The organism is Novosphingobium sp. PhB55, assembly GCF_004368805.1.
Classification (GTDB): domain Bacteria; phylum Pseudomonadota; class Alphaproteobacteria; order Sphingomonadales; family Sphingomonadaceae; genus Novosphingobium.
This window is the reverse complement of the sequence record NZ_SODQ01000001.1, coordinates 102427-122309: the sequence shown is the minus strand read 5'-3', so window position 1 is coordinate 122309 and position 19883 is coordinate 102427. Positions and strand designations below refer to the sequence as shown.

The following is a 19883-nucleotide window of genomic DNA, read 5'->3' as shown; positions in this document are numbered from 1 at the left end:
GACCCGGCCCTGAAATCGGTCTTCAGGGCCTGACAAAAAAGCGGGCGCCCGGTCGGAGGAGGAGGAGGTTGACCGGGCGCCGCGCAGGGTGGGTTATCCTCAGAGGTGCGCGGTCAGCGAGAAGCCGATCGTGCGTCCGAGAATGTCATAAGTATCGGGGAAGGTGTTGAAGACACCGCCCGTCGACACATAGGGGGGATTCTTGTCGAAGAGGTTGTAGATGCCGGCGCTGAAGGTGATCGCGTCGGTGAACTCGTAGGAGGCCGATAGGTCGAAGGTGTTCTGGGCCGAGATCGTCTCGGTCGAACCGACCGTGCTCGACTTCACCTTGCCGATGCGCTGCCAGTCGAACTGGATCACACCCTTGTCGAACAGCCACGAGAGGCCCACCGTGTGGCGATAGTCAGGCTGTACCAGGGTGGTGCCATCGCTGGAGCAGGTGGCGCCGAAAGTGCCCTTGCACTGCACGGCCGAAACCGTGGAGTTCGCCTGGATCAGGTAGGACGTGACGATATTGCCCTGGTAGCTCAGGCGCACGCCCGTGCCCGGCACGAAGTCCGGGTGCAGCGTGTAGCTGGCCGAGATGTCGAAACCGCGCTGGAGCAGTCGGCCCAGGTTCTGGTTGTTGACAAAGGCATCCTTGAACGTGCCGTCGGCATTGCGGGTCACCAGCGAGCACAGCGGATTGGTCGCCGTGGGGTTGGTGACATAGCAGCTGGTGATCGCCGCGATCGGCTGGATCACGCCCACGGCGCCGCGCAGGTCAAGCTCGTACCAGTCGACGGTCAGGTTCAGGCCGGGCAGGAACGTCGGCGTGAACACGGCGCCGAGCGTCGTGGTATAGCCGGTCTCCGGCTTGATGTCCGGGTTGCCGCCGTAATAGTAATTGCCGGTGAGGTAGCTGGCCGCGTTCGAGTTCGCCGAACCCACTGCAGGCGCGCCGAAGCGGGCGCACTGGGCGGCATCGCCGGTGCCGAGCACGCACGGATCGCCGCCGTAGCGCGGCTTCAGACGATCGACCGTGACGAGGTTGCTGAACGGCAGCGAGGACATGCCGGCCGCGAACTCGCCGAAGTTCGGGGTGCGCAGGACGCGCTGGTAAGTGCCGCGCAGACGCAGGTTGCGATCGACTTCCCAGTTGCCCTCCACCTTCCAGGTGCCGTGCGTGCCGAACATGTTGTAGTCGGACAGGCGGTAGGCACCGCCCACGTCGAACTTGCGGATCAGGGGCAGGTCGCGCAGGACCGGCACCAGGATTTCGCCATAGAGTTCCTTGACGTCGAACGAACCGCTGTAGGCAGCCTGCACGCCCTGGCGATAGGTATTGCCCGTAAGGAGCGCGGTGTCCTGATCGATGCTGGCGGTTTCGCGGCGATACTCGGCGCCGATGGCGAAACCGATCGGGCCGGCCGGCAGCGAGAACAGCTCTTCCAGCGTGCCGCTCAGCGTGGCCGCGGTCACGAACTGGTCGCGCTTGCGGTTGAAGCCGTTGATCGTGCTGCCCAGCGCATCGGCCAGTTCGGTCTGGTTCGGACCGAAGATGTTCACGCTGTTGACGATGGAATCGAAGTTGTTCGCGCCGGTCGGGCTGGTGACCAGGCCATCGCCGGTGATGAGCGTGTTCTCGGTCGAACGGCCGTACTGGGCATAGACGTTCCACTTGACCGCATTGGTCAGCGGGCCGCGCAGGCCGGTCTGGAACTGCAGCGTGTTGCGCTCGGTCTCGTAATTGATGAGGCCGAGTTCAGCCAGCGAGCGCGAGACGTTCACGCGCGCGGTGCCGTTCACGAACGTCAGCTGGTTGCGGATATCGTCCGTGAGGTAGGGATTGCTCTCACTGATCGAGACGGTGCGGTTGACCGAGGCCGGCGTTGCGCCGGGGGTGCCGGTCTCCTGCGTGCGCGAATTGGTGTACATCGCACGGCCGTAGATCTCGACCTGGGGTGTGATCTCGTACTTGAACAGCGCCGCGACATTGATGCGCTTCAGCGGCGAGACCAGCGGATAAGTATCCGAGATGTTCGAGGTGGCCGAAGGGTTCGTGGTGAAGTCACCGCTGTCGGTGAAGCCGAACTTGCGACCGCTTGCCAAGTCGGTGAAGACACCGCCGATGCTCGGGATCGTCTGGTTCGGTGTTTCCGCCCAGTCGCGCTGGCCCGCGCGAATGCGGTCGCGCTGGGTATAGTCGGCCGCGATGACGATGTGGCCGCGGTCGCCCAGGCCGGTACCGACCATCAGCGAGCCGCCGTATTGCGCGCCGCCATGCTCGGACAGACGGCTGGTGGCAGTGCCGCGAATGCCTTCGAACTCATCGTTGAGGATGAAGTTGACCACGCCGGCCACGGCGTCCGCGCCATAGACCGCGGCAGCGCCGCCGGTCAGCACGTCGACGCGCTTGATCAACGAGGCGGGAATGGCGTTGACGTCGGCCGAGTTGCGGAAGCTGAACGGCGTCGCGCGGGTACCGTCGATCAGGACCAGCGAACGGCTCTGGCCGAAGTTGCGCAGTTCCAGAACCTGGGCGCCGAAAGCGTCGCTGCCCTGCGAGCCCTGGCGAACGCCGCCCGAAAGCTGCGGGATCTTGGTGGAAAAGTCCTCGACCGTCAGCGCCGACTGGAGCTTGATCTGCTCCTCGCCGGTGGAGGCGACCGGGCTGCTGGACGTCAGTCCCGGAACCGCGATGCGGGTGCCGGTGACGACGATGTCGGCGCCGGTTGCGGCTTCGCCTGCATCGGCGCTGCCTGCCGACTGCGCGAAGGCAGCAACCGGCACTTGCGAAAGGGCGATGGCAAGCGCCGCCACGGCCACGGTATGTCGTTGTGACTTAACCATTAGACTTCCTCACTACTTCCCTGAACCCTGTTCCGTCGTGTGTTGGTGCGACCCGAAGACTCGACGGCATGCCCTTTCCGGACTCATTCACCATGCATACCTGTCATGGATATGTAAAGGTGTGGTATCTAAGTGGTGATGTAATAATTCGCGGCGATCAGACCACTTCGGCCAACGTGTTTTCCGGCCGCCAGATCGTTCCCCCCGTCAGCGGCTGCGACACCCCGGTAGTGCCGGGGAACGTCAGCGGCATGCCGCGCAGGCTGCGCGCGGCGAGGAAGGCCATGGCTTCCGCCTCCACGAAGTCGCTCCGCAGGCCGACTTCGTCCGCGGTCCGGCAGTCGCCCAGCCGTGCGCGGAGAGCCGCCATCAGCGTGGGATTGTGACTGCCACCCCCGCAGACTACCCAGATTTCCGGCATTTGCGGCAGGATGCGGGCCGTCACGGCGACGGCCTCGGCCGTGAAGGCGGTCAGCGTTGCCGCCGCATCCTCCAGCGAACAGGCGTCGGCCCATTCGAGCGGGAAGTCGTAACGGTCAAGCGACTTCGGACCCTCGCCGTGGAAATGCGGGTGAGACAGCAGCGCCGCCAGGGCCGCCTCATCCACCGTGCCTGCCGCCGCGATGCGTCCACCATCGTCGTAGCGACCCGCGCCATGCGCCTGGACGACCTGATCGATAAGACCATTTCCAGGCCCCGTATCGCAGGCGAGCAGAGAACCGTCCGCGCCGATCCATGTCAGGTTCGCAACGCCGCCGATATTGAGGAAGGCCAGCGGGCGGGGCAGCCCGATTTTCTTCGCCAGAGCAAGGTGATAGGCCGGGACCAGGGGAGCGCCCTGCCCGCCGGCCAGGAGATCGTCCTGGCGCATCTGCGCCACCACCGAAACACCCAGCCCGTCGGCGATCACTTGCGGATCGCCGATCTGCACGGAGAGTTTCCGTTCCGGGCGGTGCAGCAAGGTCTGGCCGTGGAAGCCGACGAGGTCAGGAAGCCGTCCCAGCCTTTCGATCACATGATGCCCCGCGCGCAGATGCGCCGCTTCGATCACTTCACCCGCCAGCCCGAACGACAGCGGCCGTTCGCCGAAACCGTCCCAGAGCAGCGCATCGCGCGTCGCCTTTTCCAACGCCGCGCGCTCGGCGGCCGAAAACGCGATCATGGCCGAGGGCCCGAAACCCTCGATCCGCTCGCCATCGGTCTCCACGACTGCCACGTCGACGCCGTCGAGCGACGTCCCGCTCATGAACCCCATGACCAGCATCAGCGTGCACTCCCCCAACTACAGACAATCAGACTGGCATCGTCATGCGGTTTCACCCGGGGATGACGGTGCAGAGAACCCGGCGCTTTTTCGAGGTCGCGCAGGCGGCCGAGCCAGCGCGACCAATCTTCCCGATCGGAAATGGACAGGAGATCGGCAGGCGCGGCGACCGCGAAAAGCTCGTTCAGCCGCAGGAAACCGTCACTGGCGATCGCAAAGCGCTGCCCCGGCCGAACCGGCATGCGGCATTGCCAAAGGTGGTCAGCCGCCGCCGGCTCGGTGCCGAGCACCCAGTAGCCGCCTTCCCGGTTCATCAGCTTACGGTTCGCTTGGAGACCCGGCAGCAACCGGGCCTTGAGCGCGTCGAACCCGATGTCGCCCTCCAACGCCAGGATCGCCTTCATGGCCTCGACCGTACGGCCTTCGAGCGCGTCGAGCGCATAGCTGCCGAACAGCCGCGCCTCGCCTTCACCGTCGCCCTCACCCTCGACCGTCACGATTCGGCAGTCCGCCAGTGCCGTGAATTCCGCCACGCCGTCGATGACACGCACCATCGCGAAGGCGGCCGAGGGATGTTCATGCGGCCCTTCCGCTTCGCGCACCTGCTCGCGCACCAAGGCGTCACGGCAGCGCCCCATCACCTCCCGCAGGAGCGCCACGGTCGGAAGTTCCGAATTGTCGGCAAGCAGTTGCGTCAGGGCGGCGTTGGCGGTCCGGGCCAGCCAGGAGGCATCGCTAGGTGCGTCAAGCAGCGCCGGACCGATCCCGGTCGCGCCATCGATAACCCACGCCGCATCACCGTGATGACCGACGCAGTCCTCATTGACTTCACTCTGCCCATCGGAAGCGGCAATCTCGATCCTGAGCATCGTCTTCTCCCACATCCGGCCCTCGCCGAACCGAACCGGTATCATGAACGCGGCGATTTATAAAACCACTTTAATGCCACTTGTACCAAAAAGCTAAACTGGTATCTGTCAGATCATGACCCAAGCGACACCGAACGCGCCGGCAGCGGCGCCCGCCAGCACCACGCAGATGTCCCGCGAAGCGCGCGAGGCGCCCGCGCGCTGCGTCGAGCAGCTTCGCCGCAATGCAGACATCGTGCGCGAGGCCGGCCGCCAGCTCCGCGAGCTTGCCCCGCCCTTCGCCGCGACTCTGGCGCGCGGCAGTTCGGACCAGGCCGCCGCGTTCGCGAAGTTCCTGCTGGAAACCCATGCTCGCATCCCGACGTTGAGCCACGCCCCTTCGGTGGGTTCGCTCTATCACGCCACGTCCGCCCAGTTCCTGGACGTGCCGATGATCGCGATCTCGCAGTCCGGTCGCAGCCCAGACCTGCTGGCTGCGGCGCAGGACGCCCGCAACAAGGGCGCGGTCGTCATCGCCGTGGTCAACGATGCCGAATCGCCGCTGGCCGAGCTTGCGCAGATCGTGATCCCCGTCCACGCCGGCCCGGAAACGAGCGTCGCGGCGACCAAGAGCTTCGTCTGCACCCTTGTCGCGCTTACCCATCTCGTCGCCGAGTGGAGCCAGGACGAAGCGCTGCTCGCGGCTCTCGAAACCACGGGCGAGGTTCTGGAAACGGCGGCCAACGCCGACTGGACGACGGCGGTGGACCTGCTCAAGGATGCCAGCGAAATGCTGGTGCTGGGGCGCGGCCCGACGCTGCCGATCGCCGGTGAAGCCGCGCTCAAGCTCAAGGAAACCTCCAGCCTCCATGCCGAGGCCTTCAGCAGCGCCGAAGTCGCCCATGGCCCGATGACGCTGGTGGGGGACGGGGATCCGGTGCTGGTGCTTGCCCCGCTCGATGTGGCGCGCACCGGCCTTCGCGAGCGCCTGGACGACTTTGCGGCGCGCGGTGCCCGGGTCATCGCCGCCGGCCTGCCCGAGGATGTCGCTCCCGCCGCGCTGGTACTGCCGCTGGCCACGGAAGTGCATCCAGTCCTTGGAGCCATTGCCGAGATCCAGAGTTTCTACGGCCTCGCCAACGAACTCTCGCTGGCGCGCGGACGGAACCCGGATAATCCTCCGCACCTCAACAAGGTGACGCGCACGCTATGACCCGGATCGCCCTTATCGGTGCGCGTATCGTCCTTGCCGACCGCGTGGTGGAAGACCAGGCACTGGTCCTCGACGGCGGGCGCATCGTCGGCCTTGCGGCACCCGACGCCCTGCCCGGCGACTGCGTGCTGGAGCGGCTCGACGGCGGCTACCTGCTGCCCGGCTTCATCGACACGCAAGTGAACGGCGGCGGTGACGTGCTGTTCAACGACATGCCCTGCATCGAAGGCATTCGCGCCATCGCCCAGGCGCATCGCCGCTACGGCACGACCGGCATCCTGCCCACGCTCATCAGCGACTTCCCGCAAGTGGTGGAAGCTGCCATCGCCGCCGGCGAAGCTGCGATGGCCCAGGGCGTTCCGGGCGTGCTGGGCGTGCATATCGAAGGCCCCCACCTCAACGTCGCCAAGAAGGGCATCCACGACCAGACCCGCTTTGCGCCGGTGGACACCGAAGTCATCGCCCGGCTTTCGGCACCGACCACGGGCCGCCGCGTGGTGACGCTGGCGCCGGAACTGGCGCCCGCAGGAACCGTGCGCGCCCTGACCGAAGCGGGCGTGCTCGTCTGCGCCGGCCATAGCCTCGCGAACTACGACCAGACCCGCGCCGCGCTTGCCGAGGGGCTGGTCGGCTTCACCCACCTGTTCAATGCGATGACGCAGTTCCTCAGCCGCGACCCCGGCATGGTCGGCGCGGCGCTGGAAGACCGCGCCAGCCACTTCGGCCTCATCGCCGATGGCTTCCACGTCCATCCCGCCTCGATGCGCGTGGCCCTTGCGGCCAGGGGTGAGGAAGGCATCATGCTGGTGACCGACGCCATGCCGCCGGTCGGCGGGACGCTGGGCCGCTTCACGCTCATGGACCAGGACATCAAGGTGGAGAACGGCACCTGCACCGGGCCCGACGGCACCCTGGCCGGCTCCGCGCTGACCATGGCGCAGGCCCTGCGCAACGCGATGGACATGATCGGCTGCGACATCGTCGCCGCTTCGCGCATGGCCAGCGGCAACCCCGCCCGCTTCCTGCGCCTCGACCATGAGACCGGCGCCATCGCGCGGGGGCTGCGGGCGGACCTCGTCCATCTGGGCAACGATCGCCTGGTCCGCGCGACCTGGATCGGCGGCGCACGCGAGGACCACCGCGAATGACGAGGCAAGGAAGCCAGCCGGAACTGGGCCTGATCGAGGGCCGTTTCGGTCGCATCTGGAACGAGGCCGAGCGCAGCCATGTGGTGAAGACGCTCGCCGAGGCCGGCTACGGCTTCTACCACTATGGCCCCAAGGCCGATCGCGCGCTGCGCCGCGAATGGCGGGTGTCGCATGACATGGCCCGGACCGAAGCGCTGGCCCGCCTTTCCGCCGAGTGCCGCGCCGCGGGCATGCGCTTCGGCATGGCGATCACCCCGGTCGGCTCCACGCATCCCTTCGACGACGAGGCCCGCGCGGACCTCACGCGGCGGGTGGCCGAACTCGACGCCATCGGCATCGACGACCTGGCCGTGCTGTTCGACGATCTTCGCGGCGATATGCCCGAACTTGCCGAGCGCCAGGCGGATGTCGTCAACTTCTGCGCCAAGCTCACCGGTGCTGCGCGTGTCTACACCTGCCCCACCTATTATTCCGACGACCCCGTGCTCGACCTCGTCTTCGCGGATCGCCCGGCGGACTATCTCGGCAAGCTCGGGCGGCTGCTCGATCCCGCCGTGCAGGTCTACTGGACCGGCGAGGAAGTCTGCTCGAAGGAAATCGGCCCGGCCCATCTGGAACGCGTCGCGGGCGAACTGGGCCGCAAGGTCTGCCTCTGGGACAACTGGCCCGTGAATGACGGCGCCCGCATGTCGCGCTTTCTCCATCTGCGGGCATTCACCGGCCGTCCGGCAGCGATCGCCGGGCACATCTCCGGCCATGCCATAAACCCGGCGATCCAGGCGCACCTCGGCTGCATTCCCGCCATCACCTTGCCGATGGTCTACCGGCAGGGAGAGACTTACGCCTATGGCGAAGCCTTCGGCGCAGCGGCGCGGCACCTGCTCGGCGATGATTTTGCGCAGATGCTGCAGCAGGATATCCCGGCCCTGCAGGACGTGGGCCACGAGCGCCTCGGCGCGCGCGCAGATCGCCTGCGGGCCCGCTACGAAGGGATCGATCATCCCGCCTCGCGTGAAATCCTGAACTGGCTGGACGGCAAGGACCTGATGACCGACGACGAGGTCCAGACCCAGTAAGCGGGGATACAACCATGGCAGCAAGCACCAAGACCCGGAATATCGCGCTACTGACCGCCCTGCGCGCCGCCGTGGGCAAGCGCCATGTGCTGACTTCCGCGCGCGAGACGGCCCGCTTCCGCAAGGGCTACCGCACCGGCGAAGGCCCGGCCATCGCGGTGGTGCGCCCCGGCAGCCTGGTGGAAATGTGGCGCGCGGTGCAGGCCTGCGTGGCGGCAGACGTCTCGATCATCATGCAGGCTTCGAACACCGGGCTGACGGGCGGCTCCACCCCCGCTGGCGAAGACTATCCCGGCGGCCTGGTGATCGTCAGCACCACCCGGCTTTCCGCACTCAAGGTGATCCGCCGCGGAGAACAAGTGCTGTGCCTGCCGGGGACCACGCTCTACAAGCTGGAGCAGGCGCTGCGGCCGTTCGGGCGCGAACCCCATTCGGTGATCGGCTCTTCCTGCCTTGGCGCCTCGGTGGTCGGCGGGGTCTGCAACAACTCGGGCGGCTCGCTGATCCGGCGCGGCCCGGCCTATACCCAGCTCGCGCTTTATGCCCAGGTCCAGGGCGACGGCTCGCTGCGCCTCTTCAACCATCTCGGCATGGACCTTGGCGCCGACCCGGAGACCATGCTGTCCCGGCTGGACCTCGAACAGTTCACCGAAGCCGACATCGATCCCGCCAGCGACAAGTGGGCGCACGACCACAGCTATGCCGACCATGTCCGCGACATCGACAGCGAAGTGCCGGCCCGCTTCAATGCCGACCCCCGGTGCCTGTTCGAGGCGGCCGGCAGCGCGGGCAAGCTGATCGTCTTCGCCGTCCGCCTCGATACGTTCGCGCGGGAAGACGACACCACCACGTTCTACATCGGCACTAACGAGGCCGACCGCCTGACCGCGCTGCGCCGCACGATGCTGCGCGATTTCGACACGCTGCCGATCGCCGGCGAATATATGCACGCCGAAGCCTTCGACGTGGCCGATCGCTACGGCAAGGACATGTTCTTCGCCATCGAGCGCCTCGGCACCGACCGGCTCCCGGCGCTGTTCGCGGCCAAGTCCCGCTTCGACGGCGTATTGGGCAGCGGGCTCAGCGACCGCCTGATGCAGTGGTCCAGCCGGTTCATCCCCGACCATCTCCCGGCCCGCATGCGCGACTATCGCGCGCGCTTCGAGCATCACCTTATCCTCAAGGTGCCGCGCGACCAGGTGGAAGCCGCGCGCGTGCTGCTGCACGACCTCTTCCCCGGCGACGCGGAGGATACAGGCACTGACGGCGGGCACTTCGAATGCACGGCGCAGGAAAGCGCCAAGGCCTTCCTCCACCGCTTCGTGGCGGCGGGCGCTGCCGTGCGATACCGCGCCGTCCACCCGGACACGGTCGAGGACATCGTCGCGCTCGACGTCGCCCTGCCCCGCAACACCCGCGAATGGGTGGAACGCCTGCCGTCCGAACTTGCGGCGCACACGGTCCACACGCTCTACTACGGGCACTTCTTCTGCCAGGTATTCCACCAGGACTACATCGTGAAGAAGGGCACCGATCCGCTTGCCTTCGAGCATGCGCTCTGGGCCCTGCTCGACGCACGCGGCGCGCAGTATCCGGCCGAGCACAATGTCGGCCACCTTTATGTCGCCCGGCCCGAACTCGCGCAGTTCTACCGCGAGATCGACCCGCGCAACCAGCTCAACCCCGGAATCGGCCATACCCCCCGTGGCCGCGACTGGGGAGATCACCCAGGCATCGGGGCTACCGGAGAACATCCATGACCTATTTCCTCGGCATCGACGCAGGCGGCAGCAATTGCCGCGCCCGGCTTGTCGACGCGCAGGGCCAGGAGATCGGCCACGGCAAGTCCGGCACCGCCAATGCGCGCATCGGGATGGAGGCACTCTACGAAACGCTGAAGGACACGGTCGACCAGGCCGTGGCCGAAGCAGGGCTTACCACGGCCGAGCGCGCCACCATCCAGGCGGGCATGGGCATTGCCGGGATCACCCGCCCCGGCGTGCGTGAGGCGCTGGCGGAACTTGACTTCGGCTTCGCCGCGGTGCGCTATGCCACCGATGCCCAGATCGCCAACCTCGGCGCCCATGCCGGGCAGGACGGTGCGATCCTCATCATCGGCACCGGCAGCGCCGCGCAAGTGCGGCTGGACGGCCGGGACTTCACCATCGGCGGCTACGGTTTCCCGATCTCCGACGAAGGCAGCGGTGCCGCGCTCGGCCTCAGCGCGATGCGCCACGCCTTGCGCGCGCTCGACGGGCGCACCCGCAAGACGCCGCTGAGCGCGGCCGTGACCGAGCGTTTCGAACACGACACGGCGCAGGCCATCGCCTGGATGGACCACGCCACTCCGCGCGACTACGGCACTTTCGCGCCGCTGGTCATGGACTATGCCGAAGCGGACGACGCCATCGCCCGCTCCATCGTCGAACATGCCGCGGGCCATATCGAGCGTTTCATCGAGACGATCTTCGAGCGCGGCGCCACCCGCTGCACGCTCGTCGGCGGCCTGGCGCCGCGCATGCAGCCCTGGCTGCGTTCGCGCACGGTCGAGCGCCTGAGCCCGGCCCTCGGCGATTCCCTTGACGGGGCGCTGCGTCTGGCGGGCTTCCAACCCGCCTGACGCCTGCCGTCCCTGCCGGGCATCTTTGCCGCTGCCGGCATCGGCCGAACGGCGCAAAAATCCCGGCCCTCCCGAGCCGAAAGCCGCCCGCATCGTTCTATAATAGGTCAGGAAAAACGATTTCATTCGGCCGGACAAGATCCGCCGGGCAGGAGTTGAACTTGACAGTCAAGACCGTCGAGGAACGTCTGGAGTTCCTCGAATTCGATGCCGCGCAGCGCCGTATTCTCACCGCTGCGCAACCATTTCTCCGCACCTGCATCCAGCCAGCGCTCGATCACTTCTACCGGCGGGTCCGCGCGACCCCCGAGATGGCGCGCATGTTCCGCAGCGATGCGCACATCAACGCCGCCAAAGGCGCGCAAGTCGGCCACTGGCTGGGCATCGCCACTGGCCGGTTCGACGCCGAATACTACGCCGCCGTCAGCCGGATCGGCAAAGTCCACGCCAAGATCGGCCTCGAACCGCGCTGGTACATCGGCGGCTATGCGCTGATCCTGGAAGAGATCATGGCCGCCGTCGAACGCAGCGCCAGCCCCTGGCAGCTGTTCACGCGCCGCGTCAGCCCGGGCAAGCTCAACCGCGCGCTGATGAAAGCGGCCATGCTCGACATGGACTTGTCGATCTCGATCTATTTCGAGGAAGCCGAAGCGGAGCGCAACCAGGCCATCGCCGCCCTCGATCGCGCCATGTCGCGGCTGGCGGGCGGCGATCTTCTCCACGACATCGACGACCTGCCCGCCGGGTTCCTCTCGCTGAAGACCTCCTACAACCGCAGCCTCGCCAACTTGCGCGAGACGATCGGATCGGTGGTGACGGCCTCCCATGCGATCTACGGCGAATCCGGCGCCATCGCGCGGGCCTCCGAAGATCTGGCGCAGCGCACGGAAAGCAGCGCCGCGAACCTGGAGGAAACGGCCGCGACGCTGCTGCGCGTCGAGGAACGCGTGAAGGCCACGGCATCGGGCGCGCAGGAAACCCTGGGCATTGCCGGGGAAGCGCTCGATTCCGTCGAGCAGGGGCGCGAAGTGGCCGGCGACGCGGTGCAGGCGATGCACGTCGTGCACGAAAGCGCGCGCGGCATCGATGCCGTGATCGAGGGGGTCGACAAGATCGCCTTCCAGACGCGCGTCCTGGCCATGAACGCGGCCGTGGAGGCCGGTCGGGCCGGAAGCGCCGGGCGCGGCTTCGCGGTCGTTGCCGATCTCGTGAGTTCCCTGGCCATGCGCGCCGAGGAAGAAGCCCGCAAGGCGCGCGACGGCCTTTCCGCCACCCGTTCCGAGATCGACCAGGCGGTCGCCACCGTCTCGCGCGTCGATCGTTCGCTGGAGACCATCGCGGGCGAAGTCGGCCGGGTCCACGCCCTTGTCGAGACGATGGCGCGGGACAACGATGCCCAGGCCACGGCCATTTCGGAAGTCAGTTCCACGGTCGGCATGATGGACCGCACGACGCAGCAGAACGCGGCCATGGTCGAACAGACCTCCGCCGCCGCCCGCACCCTCATCTCGGACGCGACGACGCTTGCCAACCAGGCCGGGCGATTCCAGATCGGCGAGGAGCCACCCGTCAGGACCTGCGCGGCCTGATCGCCCGCGCCTGATCTTCGCGCGCCGCCCTGCCGCGAGGGGGCGGCGCGTGCTCCCTGGGCGTTGACCGCGCCAGAGCGATACTTGGCCGCGCGCTGCATTCCGGCCGCGCGGCACTGGCGGGAAGTGCGCTAGCCCATGGCCAAACACGAATCGCGGGAGACACCTTCGCCATGAAGATCGACAACACGCTGGCCGCCGTCGTCACGGGCGGTGCATCGGGCCTTGGCCGCGCCAGCGCGAAGGCGCTGGCCGATGCAGGCGTGAAAGTCGCCATCTTCGACATCAGCGAGGAGGCAGGCGAAGCTTTCGCGGCCGAGATCGGCGGCGTGTTCTGCAAGGTCAACATTCTCGACGAGGAGAGCGTGGAGGCAGGCTTCGCCCGCGCCCGCGCCGCCCATGGCCAGGAACGCGTCGTCGTCCACTGCGCCGTGGTGGCCGGCGGCGGCAAGACCGTCTCGTTCGACAAGGCCACGGGCGGCTTCAAGCGCATGGCCACCGAACAGATCGCCAAGACGGCCGAGGGCGTGTTCACCGCGTCCTACCGCGTGGCCGCGATCGCCGCGCTGGGCATGGCGACAGCCGAGCCGCTCAATGCCGACGGCGAACGCGGCTGCATCGTCTTCACTTCCTCTGCCGCTTCGCAGGACGGGCAGATCGGCCAGGTCGCCTATGGCGGCGGCAAGGGCGCGGTCAATGCCATGGTGCTGCCGATGGCGCGCGACCTGATGGACCTCGGCATTCGCGTCAACGCCATCCTGCCCGGCACATTCGCCACCCCGCCGATGCTGCGCGTCAAGGAGATGAACGAGGCGGTCTATGAAGGCCTTGGGCGGGCCGTCCCCTTCCCCAAGCGCCTGGGCAATCCCGAAGAGTTCGCCAGTTTCGTGCTCGAACTGGTGCGCAACACGTACTTCAACGGCCAGTGCATCCGCCTCGACGGCGGCATCCGCATGCCTCCGAAGTGAGATAGGCGCAGAACTCGGGCACAAGCGGGTGCGGCTGCCGCACGCCCGCAAGAACGAGGGCGCGGACACGGATTCCCTCCGCACGACGGCCCCGTGACCGCCGCTCTGCACGCTCGCTTTTCTTGCCCCTCCTCCCGATACCCGCCTTGACAGCCGCGCATGCGCAGGCCCAATCGACAATCGATGCGACGTCCCGCCGTTAACGCCCTGAAAGCCCTGGTCATCCGCCAGCGGCAGCGCATGCGCGAGAGCGAGCTGGCGTTCATCGTGCTGGCCGTCATGGCAGGAATAGCCGCCGGATGGCTCACCAACCTCCAGGGCTTTCTCGCCCACACGCTGCAACAGCTGTTCTACGCGATCGACGGCAACCGGCTGAGCGCACTGGGTGAAATCCGCCATCCCTGGCGGTTGCTCGCCCTGCCTTTCGGCGGCCTGGTCCTGATCGGCATCGCCTATCTGCTTCGCAGACGCCGGCGCGCACCAATCGACGTCGTCGAAGCCAACGCGCTGCACAGCGGGCGGATTCCCTTCATCGACAATCTCATCATCTCCGCCCAGACCATCATTTCCAACGGCGCGGGAGCCTCGGTGGGGCTGGAGGCAGCTTATGCCCAGATGGGCGGCGGCGTCGCCTCGGTGCTGGGCCAATGGTTCAAGCTGCGCCGCGCCGACATGCGCACACTGGTCGGCGCCGGAGCCGGAGCCGCGGTTGGCGCCGCTTTCGGCGCGCCCCTGGCCGGTGCTTTCTACGCGTTCGAGATCGTGATCGGTGCCTATACGCCCTCCGCCATCGCCCCGGTCATCGCCGCCGCCCTCGGCGCGGCGTTCATCACCCGCGAACTCGGCGTCGAACCGTACCTGATCGCCGCGTCCAGCGCGCGCGACCTCACCACGGGCGACTATTTCATCTACGCCGTGCTCGGCCTGGTCTGCGCCCTCGTGGGCATACTCATCATGCGGCTGGTGACCTTCACCGAATTGCACGTCCAGCGCCTGACCCGCTTCGCGCGCTGGAAGCCGCTGGTGGGCGGGCTGCTGCTGATGCCGCTGGCCTGGGTCTCCCCGCAGTCGCTTTCAGCGGGCCACGGTGCGATGCACCTCAACCTCGCCATGCAGCCGGCGATCCATTTCCTGCTCATGGTGCTGGCGCTCAAGATCGCCGCTTCGGTCATCTCGCTGAGCTTCGGCTTTCGCGGCGGGCTGTTCTTCGCCTCGCTCTTCCTGGGGTCGCTGGTCGGCCTGATCTTCGCCGCCGCCGTGCAATTGCTGCCTTTGGGCATCGAACTCGATCCCACCCAATCCGCCCTCGTCGGCATGAGCGCGCTGGCGGTCTCCATCGTCGGCGGGCCGATGACGCTGGCCATGCTCATGCTGGAGACGACTCACGACTTCGCGCTGATGGGCGTGGTGCTGACCGCCTCGCTCGTCTCCAGCGCCTTCACGCGCGAGATGTTCGGCTATTCGTTCTCGACCTGGCGCCTGCACATCCGCGGCTCGATCATCCGCTCCCCGCGGGACATCGGCTGGATGCTCAGCCTTACGGCCGGACGCATCATGCGCAAGGACTGGATCTCGGCACCGGCCACGCTGTCCGTGGCCGACTTCCGCGCGCGCGTTCCGCTGGGCTCGGCAAGCAAGGCGATCCTGCTGGACGAGGACGAGCATTACGCCGGCATCGTCGCCACGTCCTCTGCCTATAATCCCGAACTGCCGCAGGACAGCGCGATCGGCTCCCTCGCCTCGCTGAAGGGCACCACCCTTTCCCCGACCACCGACATCCGCGCGATGATAAAGGCTTTCGACGTGGCCGTGGCCGACGAACTGGCGGTGGTGGATGGCGTCGGCCGGGTGGTCGGCGTCGTCACCGAGCGCCATGCACGTCGGCGCTACTTCGAGGAAATCGAAGCCTCGCAGCGCGAACTCTTCGGGGAAAGCTGACCGCGTGACCTCGTCCCGGATCGGGTCCGGAACGAGGCCGCTTGCTCAGTCACCGGCAACCGGAAGCCACACGGCACTCGCCGCATCGCCGCCGTACGTCACGGTTTCCGTCGCCTTCACATAGTCGCTGGGCCTGGCTTCCATGATGGAGGATACCCAGGACTGCGGGTTGCGGTCATAAAGCGGGAACAGGCTGGACTGCACCTGCACCATGATCTTGTGTCCCGGCAGGAACACGTGATCGACATTGGGCAGCGACCACTGGAACGTGTAGCCCTTGCCCGGCTCAAGGGGTTGCGGCTTGTCGAAACCGTGGACGTAGCGGCCCCGGAAGATCTCGATGCCGATGCCGAGCTGATAGCCGGCCAGGGCGGGATTGGCCGAGTTCTCCTGCGGATAGACGTCGATCAGCTTGACCACGTAATCGCTGTCCTGCCCGCTGGTGGAAGCATGAAGCTCGACCTTGGGGGCGCCCCTGATATGGACGGGCTTGTCCAGCACGCCGGTGCTGTAGCTCAGCACATCGGTGCGGCCGTCGACGAAACGCTGGTCGTGGACGAGCCAGGTCTTCCACTCCTCGCCCTGCATGTGGACGGGGCGCGGCAGCAGCGGCACGGGCTTGGCCGGATCGGAAACGTAGCTGTCGCTGCCCGCCGCCGGCTTGCTCCACGAAAGGCCGTAGTTCGCCGCGAGGTAGAGCGGCGTGTAGCTGCCTGCGGGCCAGCTTTGCGATACTTCCCAGCGGTTCTCGCCCGTGGCGTAAGTCACGACCGGCGGGGTATCGCACTTCGGGGCATCGGTCTTCAGGTGGCAGTCGAAGAACGGCTTCATGTAGCGCTGGCGGAACTGTGCACCGGTATCGCCTTCCCACTTGAGCGGGCCCAGTTCGCGCGCCTCGTAATTGACCTGGGAATGGCGCCAGGGGCCGATGGCCAGGCTGACCATGTCGCTGGGCGTGCCGTTGGCCTTGAGCGCCTGATAGACGGCCGGGGCGCCGTAGCTGTCTTCCTGGTCCCATTGACCGACGACCAGCATGGTCGGCACCGTCAGCTTGCGCGCGCCCAGCAGTTTGTCCACGGCCTGACCCTGCCACCAGGCGTCGTAGCTGGGATGCTCCAGCACCTTGCGGACCACCGGAAGGTCCAGCAGGCCGTACGCCTTGGCATAATCCATGGCCGAACCGGCTTCCAGATAGGCCTGATATTCGTCGCCGGTGCCCTTGGGCACCGCGCCCCCGCCCTTCTTGACGGTCTGGCCCAGGTCATAGTCGAAACCGAACATGCGGAAGGCGCCGTTATGGAACCAGTCGTCGCCCATCCAGCCATCGACCATCGGGCTCTGGGGCACGGCAGCCTTGAGCGCCGGATGCGGATCGATCAGCGCCATCAGGGAGGTGAAACCGAGGTAGGACGAGCCGGTGATGCCGACTTTCCCGTTGCTCTCCTTCACGTTCTTCACCAGCCAGTCGATCGTATCGTAGGCGTCGGTGGCATGGTCGACCTTGGTCTTGTTGAGCGGCCCGCGCAGCGGCCGGTTCATCACGTAGTCGCCTTCGGAGCCGTCCAGCCCGCGCACGTCCTGGTAGACGCGGATATAACCGTCGTTGACGAAGTCCGCGTCCATGATCGGAAGAATTTCCTCGATCTTCTGGCTGCGGTTGCGGCTGGTCATGCCGCCGGCATTGTAGGGCGTGCGGCTGAGCAGGATCGGCCCGTCCTTCGTGCCTTTGCGCATGACGATGACCGTGAACAGCTTCTTGCCGTCGCGCATCGGGATCATCACTTCGCGGCGGATATAATCCGCCTGCGGGCGCACCCAGTCATACGAGCCGACCTGATCGTTCATCATCGTATCGGTGGGCGGCGCCGCCGAGAGTTGCGAAGCGGCGGCAAGAGCGAACGGCGCAACTGCGAGGCCCGCGGCGATCCGGAAATGTTTTGTCATGGACCCGTTTGGTGGCCCGTGCATTTCGAGCGGTCAAGCGGGTTCTCGACCGATCTCCACCGGATAGAGCATCCCACTTGCGCGGCAGGATTCAGGTGGGACCAAGTCCCCGCGCCACTTGCGAACGCTCTATGTTCATCCGGTCTTCGCGCGCCTGGGCCGCCCACTCACTGCGGGACATGCAGACCCGCTTGATCTTAAGGCGCGACCCGATTTCCTGGAACTTGCGGCATTCGATCGGATCGGCCTGGCCCATCCCCGGCTTCTTCTCCGCCGCCTTTTCGGACGCCGCAGGGCCCTTTGCCAAGGCCGGAGTCCCGATCGCGAAAACCACGACCAGCGCAAGCAACGCGAACTTCTTCATGACGCCCCTCCCCACCGAAACATCCCGCCAATCCGTTGCCCCCGGCATTCCAGACGGGCTGCTCAAGAGGCGTCAGGACGGACGACGCTCGTCCAAGCCTATCGGCTTTTCGTAGATTTCACATCGATTTTGCGAAGCTGAAGGAAGAGTCCCGCCCCGTTACAATCAATTTTGCACGGCGGCCCGTCTGGGCGCCGGGGATGAGGGCGGTGGACGAAGCCGAAGTCAAGGCATTGGCGCAGACGCTCGAAATGTGGGCGGCGCTGGGCGGTTCCGTGAAGGAATGGTCCACAGCGGAGGCGACCATGCTTCAGGCCGCCGCGGTGATGCGTCGTCAGGCGGCCCAGATCGAAGCACTGCGCGCGCAAGTGCGGGAAAGCCGATCCGCCGCCTGCCAACCCTGCACCTGAGCTTCGGTCCCACCGCTCAGGCTTCCGGCAAGAAAACGGGCAGGAAAGCCAAGACTTTCCTGCCCGCGCAACTTTATCGAAAGCAGTGGTTCAGGCCGCCTGCTTCTGCCGCTCCGTCGCTTCCAGGTTGAGCAGGTCGGCGATCTCGAACGCGAGTTCGATCGACTGCGCACCGTTGAGGCGGGGATCGCAGTGCGTGTGATAGCGGTCCTTCAGCGCCTCGTCAGTGATGGCGATGGCACCGCCGGTGCATTCGGTCACGTCCTGGCCGGTCATCTCGATATGGATGCCGCCAGCATGCGTGCCCTCGGCGCGGTGGACGGCGAAGAAGCCGCGCACTTCGGCCAGGATGCGGTCGAACGGACGGGTCTTGAAGCCGCTTTCGGCCTTGATGACATTGCCGTGCATCGGGTCGCACGACCACACCACCGGATGACCTTCGGCCTTTACCGCGCGCACCAGCTTGGGCAGGCCGGCCTCGACCTTGTCATAGCCGTAGCGGCTGATGAGCGTCATGCGGCCCGGCTCGCGTGCCGGGTTCAGCGTATCGAGCATGCGCAGCAGCGCGTCGGGCTCGAGGCTGGGTCCGCACTTCATGCCGATCGGATTGCCGACGCCGCGCAAGTACTCGACATGGGCCGAGCCTTCGAAGCGCGTGCGGTCTCCGATCCACAGCATGTGGGCCGAGCAATCGTACCAGTCGCCGGTCAGCGAATCGCGGCGGGTCAGCGCCTGCTCATAGGGCAGCAGCAGCGCTTCGTGGCTGGTGTAGAACTCGGTGCCCTGAAGCTGGGGAACCGAAGTCGGGTCCACGCCGCAGGCCGCCATGAAGTCCAGCGCCTCGCCGATGCGATCGGCCATCTGTTCAAACTTCTGGCCCCAAGGGCTGCGGTTGATGTGCTCCATCGTCCACTGGTGAACCTGGCGCAGGTTCGCATAACCGCCATGCGCGAAAGCGCGCAGCAGGTTCAGCGTGGCCGAGGACTGGCCATAGGCCTTCAGCATCCGCTCCGGATCGTTGCGGCGCGTTTCCGGCTCGAACTCGATGCCGTTGATGATGTCGCCGAAGTAGCTGGGCAGTTCCATGCCGCCGATCGTCTCGGTCTGGGCCGAGCGCGGCTTGGCGAACTGGCCCGCCATGCGGCCCAGCTTCACCACCGGCTGCTTGCTGGCGAAAGTCAGCACGACCGCCATCTGCAGCAGCACGCGGAAGGAATCGCGAATATTGTCTGCGCTGAATTCGGCGAAGCTTTCCGCGCAGTCCCCGCCCTGGAGCAGGAAACCGCGACCGGCGGCGACTTCGGCGAGATCCGCCTTCAGAGCACGCGCCTCGCCCGCAAAGACCAGCGGCGGAAACTTCGCAAGCGTGGCCTCAACCTCGCCCAGCTTCTCCGCATCGCCGTATACCGGAAGATGGCGGGCTTCCTGAGCCTTCCAGCTTTCCGGGGTCCAATTGCTAGCCACGTTACGTACTCCCGGCGGTTCCTTCGCCCTCTCTCCCCGCGCCGAATGCATGGGGCCAAACCGGCAAGAACCGCAAACAAGGGGCGGGCCATAGCCTCCCCGGGCAATTTTTGCAAAGCCGGTTTAGACGATCAGGGTGATCGATTGCGCCTTCAACGCCCCGGCGCGGCGAAACAAGGTGTCGCGGGCAGGATTGCGCGCGTAA

At 66.6% G+C, this 19883-nt stretch carries 15 protein-coding genes; 9 read left to right on the top strand and 6 right to left on the bottom strand.

Annotated elements, in window-relative coordinates:
• Nucleotides 1-99 precede the first annotated feature (99 nt).
• From EDF57_RS00580 to EDF57_RS00570, 3 genes are all read right to left on the bottom strand, one after another.
• A complete protein-coding gene (locus tag EDF57_RS00580; RefSeq protein ID WP_134092744.1) occupies nucleotides 100-2832 on the bottom strand; it encodes a TonB-dependent receptor in 2733 nt (910 codons plus the stop codon).
• A 157-nt stretch (nucleotides 2833-2989) separates the two neighbouring features.
• A complete protein-coding gene (locus tag EDF57_RS00575; RefSeq protein ID WP_134092743.1) occupies nucleotides 2990-4096 on the bottom strand; it encodes an anhydro-N-acetylmuramic acid kinase in 1107 nt (368 codons plus the stop codon).
• Nucleotides 4096-4965 (bottom strand): protein phosphatase 2C domain-containing protein, encoded by an 870-nt coding sequence (locus EDF57_RS00570; RefSeq protein ID WP_134092742.1) that lies wholly within the window; start codon nucleotides 4963-4965, stop codon nucleotides 4096-4098. Before EDF57_RS00570 ends, EDF57_RS00575 begins: the two co-directional genes overlap by 1 nt.
• A gap of 115 nt (nucleotides 4966-5080) precedes the next feature.
• Here EDF57_RS00570 and EDF57_RS00565 point away from each other — a divergent pair, with 115 nt between their 5' ends.
• The 8 genes from EDF57_RS00565 (at nucleotide 5081) to EDF57_RS00530 (ending at nucleotide 15496) form a co-directional block, all read left to right on the top strand.
• The gene (locus EDF57_RS00565) at nucleotides 5081-6157 is read left to right on the top strand and encodes an SIS domain-containing protein (protein ID WP_132262316.1); all 1077 of its coding nucleotides are present in this window, start codon (nucleotides 5081-5083) and stop codon (nucleotides 6155-6157) included.
• On the top strand, nucleotides 6154-7305 hold the full coding sequence (gene nagA, locus EDF57_RS00560) for an N-acetylglucosamine-6-phosphate deacetylase (protein WP_134092741.1): 1152 nt from the start codon (nucleotides 6154-6156) through the stop codon (nucleotides 7303-7305). The genes EDF57_RS00565 and nagA overlap by 4 nt, the downstream gene beginning before the upstream one ends.
• A complete protein-coding gene (locus EDF57_RS00555; protein ID WP_134092740.1) occupies nucleotides 7302-8381 on the top strand; it encodes a beta-N-acetylglucosaminidase domain-containing protein in 1080 nt (359 codons plus the stop codon). Before nagA ends, EDF57_RS00555 begins: the two co-directional genes overlap by 4 nt.
• A 14-nt stretch (nucleotides 8382-8395) precedes the next feature.
• Nucleotides 8396-10141 carry a D-lactate dehydrogenase gene (dld, locus tag EDF57_RS00550; RefSeq protein ID WP_134092739.1) on the top strand — a complete coding sequence of 582 codons (1746 nt, stop codon included), beginning with the start codon at nucleotides 8396-8398 and terminating at the stop codon, nucleotides 10139-10141.
• Nucleotides 10138-11001, top strand: a complete 864-nt coding sequence (locus tag EDF57_RS00545) for a BadF/BadG/BcrA/BcrD ATPase family protein (protein ID WP_134092738.1) — start codon at nucleotides 10138-10140, stop codon at nucleotides 10999-11001. Before dld ends, EDF57_RS00545 begins: the two co-directional genes overlap by 4 nt.
• A 161-nt stretch (nucleotides 11002-11162) precedes the next feature.
• Nucleotides 11163-12590 carry a globin-coupled sensor protein gene (locus tag EDF57_RS00540; RefSeq protein WP_134092737.1) on the top strand — a complete coding sequence of 476 codons (1428 nt, stop codon included), beginning with the start codon at nucleotides 11163-11165 and terminating at the stop codon, nucleotides 12588-12590.
• Nucleotides 12591-12763: 173 nt separating this feature from the next.
• A complete protein-coding gene (locus EDF57_RS00535) occupies nucleotides 12764-13558 on the top strand; it encodes an SDR family oxidoreductase (RefSeq protein WP_134092736.1) in 795 nt (264 codons plus the stop codon).
• A gap of 183 nt (nucleotides 13559-13741) precedes the next feature.
• Nucleotides 13742-15496, top strand: a complete 1755-nt coding sequence (locus EDF57_RS00530) for a chloride channel protein (protein ID WP_132262303.1) — start codon at nucleotides 13742-13744, stop codon at nucleotides 15494-15496.
• Nucleotides 15497-15541: 45 nt separating this feature from the next.
• Here EDF57_RS00530 and EDF57_RS00525 read toward each other — a convergent pair whose 3' ends face one another.
• Both EDF57_RS00525 and EDF57_RS00520 read right to left on the bottom strand, forming a co-directional pair.
• The gene (locus tag EDF57_RS00525; protein WP_134092735.1) at nucleotides 15542-17440 is read right to left on the bottom strand and encodes a CocE/NonD family hydrolase; all 1899 of its coding nucleotides are present in this window, start codon (nucleotides 17438-17440) and stop codon (nucleotides 15542-15544) included.
• A 91-nt stretch (nucleotides 17441-17531) separates the two neighbouring features.
• Nucleotides 17532-17804: a hypothetical protein gene (locus EDF57_RS00520; RefSeq protein ID WP_134092734.1), complete on the bottom strand. Its 273-nt coding sequence runs from the start codon at nucleotides 17802-17804 to the stop codon at nucleotides 17532-17534.
• Between the two features lie 209 nt (nucleotides 17805-18013).
• Here EDF57_RS00520 and EDF57_RS00515 point away from each other — a divergent pair, with 209 nt between their 5' ends.
• The gene (locus EDF57_RS00515) at nucleotides 18014-18214 is read left to right on the top strand and encodes a hypothetical protein (RefSeq protein ID WP_132262298.1); all 201 of its coding nucleotides are present in this window, start codon (nucleotides 18014-18016) and stop codon (nucleotides 18212-18214) included.
• Nucleotides 18215-18304: 90 nt separating this feature from the next.
• On the opposite strand, the gene EDF57_RS00510 is transcribed toward EDF57_RS00515, so the two are convergent.
• Nucleotides 18305-19678, bottom strand: coding sequence for a 3-deoxy-7-phosphoheptulonate synthase class II (locus tag EDF57_RS00510; RefSeq protein WP_132262297.1), 1374 nt, complete (start codon nucleotides 19676-19678; stop codon nucleotides 18305-18307).
• Between the last annotated feature and the right edge of the window lie 205 nt (nucleotides 19679-19883).

Bases quoted from the DNA above. Each gene is read 5' to 3' on its own strand.
- EDF57_RS00535 (WP_134092736.1), top strand. From the start codon at position 12,764: ATGAAGATCGACAACACGCTGGCCGCCGTCGTCACGGGCGGTGCATCG.
- EDF57_RS00555 (WP_134092740.1), top strand. From the start codon at position 7,302: ATGACGAGGCAAGGAAGCCAGCCGGAACTGGGCCTGATCGAGGGCCGT.
- EDF57_RS00565 (WP_132262316.1), top strand. From the start codon at position 5,081: ATGACCCAAGCGACACCGAACGCGCCGGCAGCGGCGCCCGCCAGCACC.
- dld (WP_134092739.1), top strand. From the start codon at position 8,396: ATGGCAGCAAGCACCAAGACCCGGAATATCGCGCTACTGACCGCCCTG.
- EDF57_RS00530 (WP_132262303.1), top strand. From the start codon at position 13,742: ATGCGACGTCCCGCCGTTAACGCCCTGAAAGCCCTGGTCATCCGCCAG.
- EDF57_RS00580 (WP_134092744.1), bottom strand. From the start codon at position 2,832: ATGGTTAAGTCACAACGACATACCGTGGCCGTGGCGGCGCTTGCCATC.
- EDF57_RS00525 (WP_134092735.1), bottom strand. From the start codon at position 17,440: ATGACAAAACATTTCCGGATCGCCGCGGGCCTCGCAGTTGCGCCGTTC.
- nagA (WP_134092741.1), top strand. From the start codon at position 6,154: ATGACCCGGATCGCCCTTATCGGTGCGCGTATCGTCCTTGCCGACCGC.
- EDF57_RS00520 (WP_134092734.1), bottom strand. From the start codon at position 17,804: ATGAAGAAGTTCGCGTTGCTTGCGCTGGTCGTGGTTTTCGCGATCGGG.
- EDF57_RS00545 (WP_134092738.1), top strand. From the start codon at position 10,138: ATGACCTATTTCCTCGGCATCGACGCAGGCGGCAGCAATTGCCGCGCC.
- EDF57_RS00575 (WP_134092743.1), bottom strand. From the start codon at position 4,096: ATGCTGGTCATGGGGTTCATGAGCGGGACGTCGCTCGACGGCGTCGAC.
- EDF57_RS00570 (WP_134092742.1), bottom strand. From the start codon at position 4,965: ATGCTCAGGATCGAGATTGCCGCTTCCGATGGGCAGAGTGAAGTCAAT.